At 74.0% G+C, this 5,501-nt stretch carries 6 protein-coding genes; 2 read left to right on the top strand and 4 right to left on the bottom strand.

The window, feature by feature from the left end:
• Positions 1-136: 136 nt before the first annotated feature.
• The 4 genes from F6X68_RS30235 to F6X68_RS30225 all read right to left on the bottom strand — a co-directional run bounded on the left by F6X68_RS30235 (position 137) and on the right by F6X68_RS30225 (position 2,121).
• Positions 137-592 (bottom strand): nucleoside deaminase, encoded by a 456-nt coding sequence (locus tag F6X68_RS30235; RefSeq protein ID WP_192581603.1) that lies wholly within the window; start codon positions 590-592, stop codon positions 137-139.
• A 184-nt stretch (positions 593-776) separates the two neighbouring features.
• Positions 777-1,304 (bottom strand): tRNA adenosine deaminase-associated protein, encoded by a 528-nt coding sequence (locus F6X68_RS30230; RefSeq protein WP_151457443.1) that lies wholly within the window; start codon positions 1,302-1,304, stop codon positions 777-779.
• Positions 1,305-1,426: 122 nt separating this feature from the next.
• Positions 1,427-1,594, bottom strand: coding sequence for a hypothetical protein (locus F6X68_RS33725; protein WP_165947875.1), 168 nt, complete (start codon positions 1,592-1,594; stop codon positions 1,427-1,429).
• A 134-nt stretch (positions 1,595-1,728) separates the two neighbouring features.
• The gene (locus tag F6X68_RS30225) at positions 1,729-2,121 is read right to left on the bottom strand and encodes a hypothetical protein (RefSeq protein ID WP_151457442.1); all 393 of its coding nucleotides are present in this window, start codon (positions 2,119-2,121) and stop codon (positions 1,729-1,731) included.
• A 60-nt stretch (positions 2,122-2,181) separates the two neighbouring features.
• Between F6X68_RS30225 and F6X68_RS30220 the strand changes: the two genes are divergently transcribed.
• Complete coding sequence (locus F6X68_RS30220; RefSeq protein WP_151457441.1) at positions 2,182-2,946, top strand: M23 family metallopeptidase; 765 nt, start codon at positions 2,182-2,184, stop codon at positions 2,944-2,946.
• A gap of 172 nt (positions 2,947-3,118) precedes the next feature.
• On the top strand, positions 3,119-5,501 hold a 2,383-nt coding region (locus tag F6X68_RS34695), incomplete at its 3' end, for a glycosyl hydrolase (protein WP_255474800.1).

Genomic DNA, 5,501 nt, shown 5'->3' with positions numbered 1-5,501 from the left:
CCCGCGCGGTGGCCGCGACCCTGCTCCGGCCCGCCCCGGCCGACGCCTGAGCCCCGGCACCCCGGCACGGGCGGCCCGCCCGAGGGGTCAGGAAGGGGCCATTCCTGTACCGCAGACGTCAGGAAGGCGCCCTTCCTCACACCCGGAAGAAGGCGCGCAGGATGGCGGCGCTCTCCGACTCCAGGATGCCGCCGTAGACCTCCGGCCGGTGGTTGAGCCGGCGGTCGCGCAGCACGTCCCACAGCGACCCGGCGGCCCCGGTCTTGGGCTCCCAGGCGCCGAAGACCACGGTGGACACCCGGGCCAGCACCAGCGCGCCCGCGCACATCGTGCAGGGTTCCAGGGTGACGACCAGGGTGCAGCCGTCGAGCCGCCAGCGGCCGAGCCGTCCGGCGGCCCGGCGCAGCGCCAGCACCTCGGCGTGCGCGGTCGGGTCGCCGGTCAGTTCCCGCTCGTTGCGCCCGATCGCCAGTTCGGCACCGTCCGGCCCGTAGAGCACGGCGCCGACCGGGATGTCGTCGTCGGCGGCGTCGGGGCCGGCGTCCGCGGGGCTGTCGGGGCCGGTCACGGCGACCGCCAGGGCCCGCCGCATCCACAGCTCGTGCCGCTGCCGCCGGCCGGCGCCGTCCGGCTCGGCCAGCCCCTCGTGGGCGCCGGGCCCGACCCGGCCCGCCGCGCCCGGGGTCGGCTGACCGGGGCGTACGGTGCCCAGCGCCGGATCGGTCGCGTCGGCCGGCTCGGCGCCGCCCGTACCGGCCCGGCCCGGCCCGGACGGCTCAGACCTCACGCAGTTCCTCGACCTCGTCGGCGCAGCCGAGCACCTGGCACACCTCGGCGGTGACGTCGGCCGGCATCATGCCCTCCTGCGCGCAGAGGTTGAGCAGCTTCTGCGCGGGGATGCCCAGGTCGGCCAGGAGGTCCGCCTCGCCGACCGGGTCGGCCTCGGGGTCGACGGCGGGCTGCTCGGTGTCGTCGTCGCCGCGGCCGGACGGGCGCGGTTCGTCGGTGTCGTCGAGCCCGGTCACCGAGGTCTTCAGGTCCCCGACCAGCAGGGCGCCCAGCCGGGACTCCTCCGCATAGGCCGAGTCGGAGCCGAAGACCCGCAGGTCCTCCCCCTCGTCCAGGCGCATGACCACCAGGTACGTGTCGTCGGCCTCGACGAAGAGCAGCGACAGGTCGGCGTCGGGGTCGACGTCGCGCAGCCGGTCGGCGACGTCCTCGATGTCGGTGACCCCCCGCAGGTTCACCTCGGCGGCCGTCCAACCGCTGTCGTCACGTACGACGGCCGCAGCGAAGTACGACACGGTTCCCCCAAAAGAGCCTCGGCAGGCCGACCCGTTACGCGTGCACGTTAGCCGGTCGGGTCGGCAGTCGACCGGTCAACGCCCCGAAGGGCCGGTCAATCCTGGGGAAAGTCTGCCGGTCGTCAGCCGGCGACCCGGCGGCGGGTGGCGATCAGCTCCCGCAGGCGCTCGCTGCGCACCCGCTGCGGCCGTACGCGCTGGCGTACCGCCCGGGCGCCCGCCAACTCGGCGAGGAGCTGCTGGCGACGGCGGCTGCGCTCGGGATCGAGCCGCGGAGTGGTCCAGGCCATAACGCCGAGGGTGCCGAGTTCGGGCGGCCACGTCAAGGCAGGATTCGCTGCGCAGCCGGCCCGCGACGCAGCGCAGCCACGGGCCCGCCGGAACGGGTGCCGCCAGGCGGGTCGCGGGACGGGCCGGACCGGGCTCACCAGAGCGGCCAGTCCCCGCTCGACACCCACCGCACCGTGACGATGGCGGCGGCGATGCTCCACCCGCCGGCGGTGACGATCGCGATGCCGGTGGCCACGCCCCGGTCGCCCGCGCGGACCAGCAGCAGCGCGGCCAGCCAGGCCAGGCCGCCGGCCAGCAGCGTCCACCAGGCGTACCCGGGCACGCCGCGGCCGAGCAGGCCGAACAGGAGCAGCCAGACGGTCGCCACGGCGGCGCCGGACGCGACGCCCGCGCCGGTGACCGGGTGCGGTTCGCGGTAGGTGGGCTGGGACGGCGGCGTGGACGGGAAGAGCCCCGAGGGGACCCGTGGCGCCGGCCGGAACCCGGCGTCCGGCTCGGGCGGGAAGGCGTACCGTCCGGTCGTCATCGACCCCTCCCCTTCTGCCGCGCACCTCCACCACCGTACCGACTCTGCGAGGATGACCGGATGCCCTCGCCGACGATCGGACGCCGCGCGCGTCCGGCGTACCCGGTCCTGCTGGTGCTGGTGCCGGTGCTGGCCGCCGGCTGCGCGACGACGCGGCCCGGGACGACGCCCGGCGCACCCCGGCCGAGCCTGCCGGCGACGGCCGGGCAGCCCGCGCCGCCGGCCGTCACCCCGACCGGCGCTCCCAGCCCGACCGGCGCCGCCGCCCCGACCGGCCCGTCGACCGCGCCGACCCGCGCCGGGCTGCCGCACGTCTTTCCGGTACGCGCGGCGAACGTCGCCTACCACCCGACCCACTCGGCCTATCCGGGGACGGACATCTTCGCCGACTGTGGCGAGCCGGTCGTGGCGGTGACCGACGGCGTCCTCCTCGAGGTCAGCCGGGTCGACCGGTTCGACAGGCGCGGGCCGCGGGGGCCGCACAACGGCGGGCTGTCGGTGTCGCTGCTCGGCGACGACGGGGTGCGCTACTACGGCTCCCACCTGCGCCGCGTCGCCGACGGCATCGACGTCGGGGTGCGGGTGCGCGCCGGGCAGCGGCTCGGCGAGGTGGGCCGGACCGGTAACGCGAACAACGTGTGCCACCTGCACTTCGGCATCTCCCCGCCGTGCACGGGCCGGGACGGCTGGTGGATCCGCCGGGGCGTGGTCTGGCCGGCGCCGTACCTGAACTCGTGGCGGCGCAAGGGCAACAAGGAACCGGCCGCCGAGGTGGCCGCCTGGCACCGCCGACACGGCTGCCCGAAGGCCCCGCCGACCGCCTGACGACCCGCTCCGGTTTGTCGTCATCAGCGCTTCATCGCTGGGAAACATTGACGGAAGTCTCGACGCTGGGCTAGCGTCCCGTCGCAAGAGAGCGCTCTCTGAGACCACTTTCCACACAATTCGCTCGCAGAACGCGCCCGTCCCCGACCGGCGCCCCCCGACCGGAGGCACTGTGACACCTCCTGCGACACGCCGCACCTGGGCCGTGGCGGCCACCTCCGCCCTGGCCCTCGCCCTCGGCGGCCTCGCCGTCGTGACCACCACCCCCGCCCAGGCCGCCACCGTCGGCGCCGGCAGCTACACCACCGACCGCGTGGGCCCCCTGCCCACCGGCTGCGGAGACATGACCACCAACCCCCGGCAGTTCGCCACCGCCGACGCGCCCCCCGGGCCGGTACCCACCAACGACTGGTGGTCGTCGCTGCTGTGGAAGCGGACCAACTGCTCCTACAGCGAGCCGCTGCACGCGCACCCGGCCTCCTACCAGCCGGCCGGCGACGGCCTCGGGATCTCGGCCACCTCCACCCCGACGATCAGCGGCACCGCGACCGGCGTCGGCGAGTTCAAGTACACGTACTCCGAGGACATCCGGGTCGGCATCGCGGGGCTGAGTGCCCCGGTCGTCAAGGTCGACGGCTGGACCGACTGGACGGTCACCCCGCACTGGACCGACGGCGCCCGGACCATGCGCGCCACCATCGGCCACGGACTTCCGTTCGCGTACTTCCGCACCAGCGGCGGCAACGCCCTGGTCAACGCCACCGGCGGCAGCCCCACGGTCTGGTCGAACAGCGGCGCCACGATCGGCTTCACCGTCCGGGGGCACGACTACGTGGCGTACGCGCCCACCGGCGCCACCTGGACCGTCAGCGGTGGACGGATCACCTCCACCCTGGCCGGCAAGGGCTACTTCTCCGTCGCCCTGCTGCCCACCACCCCGAGCACCGACGCCGCCACCCGCACCGGGCTGGCCACCACCTACGGCCAGTACGCCCACGCCCACGTCACCGGCACCCGGGTCTCGTACGCCTACGACCAGGCGACCAGCACCGTCAACACCACGTACGCGTTCACCACGACCGCCCGGGAGGGCACGGCGAACCGGACGGTCGTCAGCCTCTACCCGCACCAGTGGCGGTCGCTGACAGGAGCCACCCCGCTGGCGCTCACCTACCCGTCGGCGCGCGGCCGGATGAAGGTGCTCACCGGCGTCGACGCGTTCCGCACCTCGATGAAGTTCAACGGCGTACTGCCGGAGGTTCCCGCCGTCGCCACCGGCACCGGGGCGGACCTGACGACGCTGCGCACCCACCTGGCGGCGGTCCGGGGCAACCCGATGGACCAGCGCGGCACCGACACCTACTGGACGGGCAAGGGCCTGGGCCGGGCCGCCCGGATCGCCGAGATCGCCGACCAGGTCGGCGACGCCGAGACGCGTACCGCCGCGCTGAACGCCATCCGGGGCACCCTGAACGACTGGCTCACTGCCACGCCCGGGGAGACCGAGGGCGTCTTCCACTACGACCGCAACTGGGGAACCCTGATCGGCTACCCGGCCTCCTACGGCTCCGACCAGGAACTCAACGACCACCACTTCCACTACGGCTACTACATCGCCGCCGCCGCCACGCTGGCCAAGTTCGACCCGACCTGGGCCCGGCAGGACCAGTACGGCGGCATGATCGACCTGCTGATCCGGGACGCGAACAACTACGACCGCACGGACAACCGCTTCCCGTACCTGCGCGACTTCGACATCTACGCCGGGCACGACTGGGCCGCCGGGCACGGCTCGTTCAACGCCGGCAACAACCAGGAGTCCTCGTCCGAGGGGATGAACTTCGCCAACGCCCTCATCCAGTGGGGTCAGGCGACCGGCAACACCGCCGTACGCGACGCCGGCATCTTCATCCACACCACCCAGGCCGCGGCGATCCACGAGTACTGGTTCGACGTGACGAACGAGAACTACCCGGCAGCGTTCGGGCACTCCACGGTCGGCATGGTCTGGGGTGACGGCGGCGCGTACGCCACCTGGTTCAGCGCCGACCCGGAGATGATCCAGGGCATCAACATGCTCCCGGTCACGGGCGGGCACCTCTACCTTGGGCAGTACCCGGCGTCCAACCGCGCCAACTACCAGGAACTGGTGCGCAACAACGGCGGCGAACCGACGGTGTGGCAGGACATCCTCTGGCAGTTCCTGGCGCTCGGCGACCCGGACGCGGCGCTGGCGAAGCTCCGCGCGAACCCCGGGTACACGCCGGAGGAGGGCGAGAGCCGGGCGCACACCTTCCACTGGATCCGCAACCTCGCGGCCCTCGGGACGGTGCACACCCCGGTCACGGCCAACCACCCGCTGGCGGCGGTGTTCCAGCGCAACGGCGCGCGCACCTACGTGGCGAGCAACATCACCGCCGCGCCGCTGACGGTCACGTTCTCCGACGGCACCCGGCTCGCCGTGCCCGCCGGAAAGACGGCCACCAGCGGGGCGTACACCTGGAGCGGCGGCACCGCGACCGGCGGGGTCAGCGGCACGACGCCGCCCACGACCG

The sequence above is a fragment of the Micromonospora sp. AMSO12t genome, from assembly GCF_008806585.1.
GTDB lineage: Bacteria > Actinomycetota > Actinomycetes > Mycobacteriales > Micromonosporaceae > Micromonospora > Micromonospora reichwaldensis.
Note: the sequence above shows the minus strand (reverse complement) of the source record. Positions and strands in the feature narration are given on the sequence as shown.

Coding starts and splice junctions, on each gene's coding strand:
- F6X68_RS30235 (WP_192581603.1), bottom strand. CDS start 592: ATGCGGCGGGCCCTGGCGGTCGCCGTGACCGGCCCCGACAGCCCCGCG.
- F6X68_RS30225 (WP_151457442.1), bottom strand. CDS start 2,121: ATGACGACCGGACGGTACGCCTTCCCGCCCGAGCCGGACGCCGGGTTC.
- F6X68_RS33725 (WP_165947875.1), bottom strand. CDS start 1,594: ATGGCCTGGACCACTCCGCGGCTCGATCCCGAGCGCAGCCGCCGTCGC.
- F6X68_RS30220 (WP_151457441.1), top strand. CDS start 2,182: ATGCCCTCGCCGACGATCGGACGCCGCGCGCGTCCGGCGTACCCGGTC.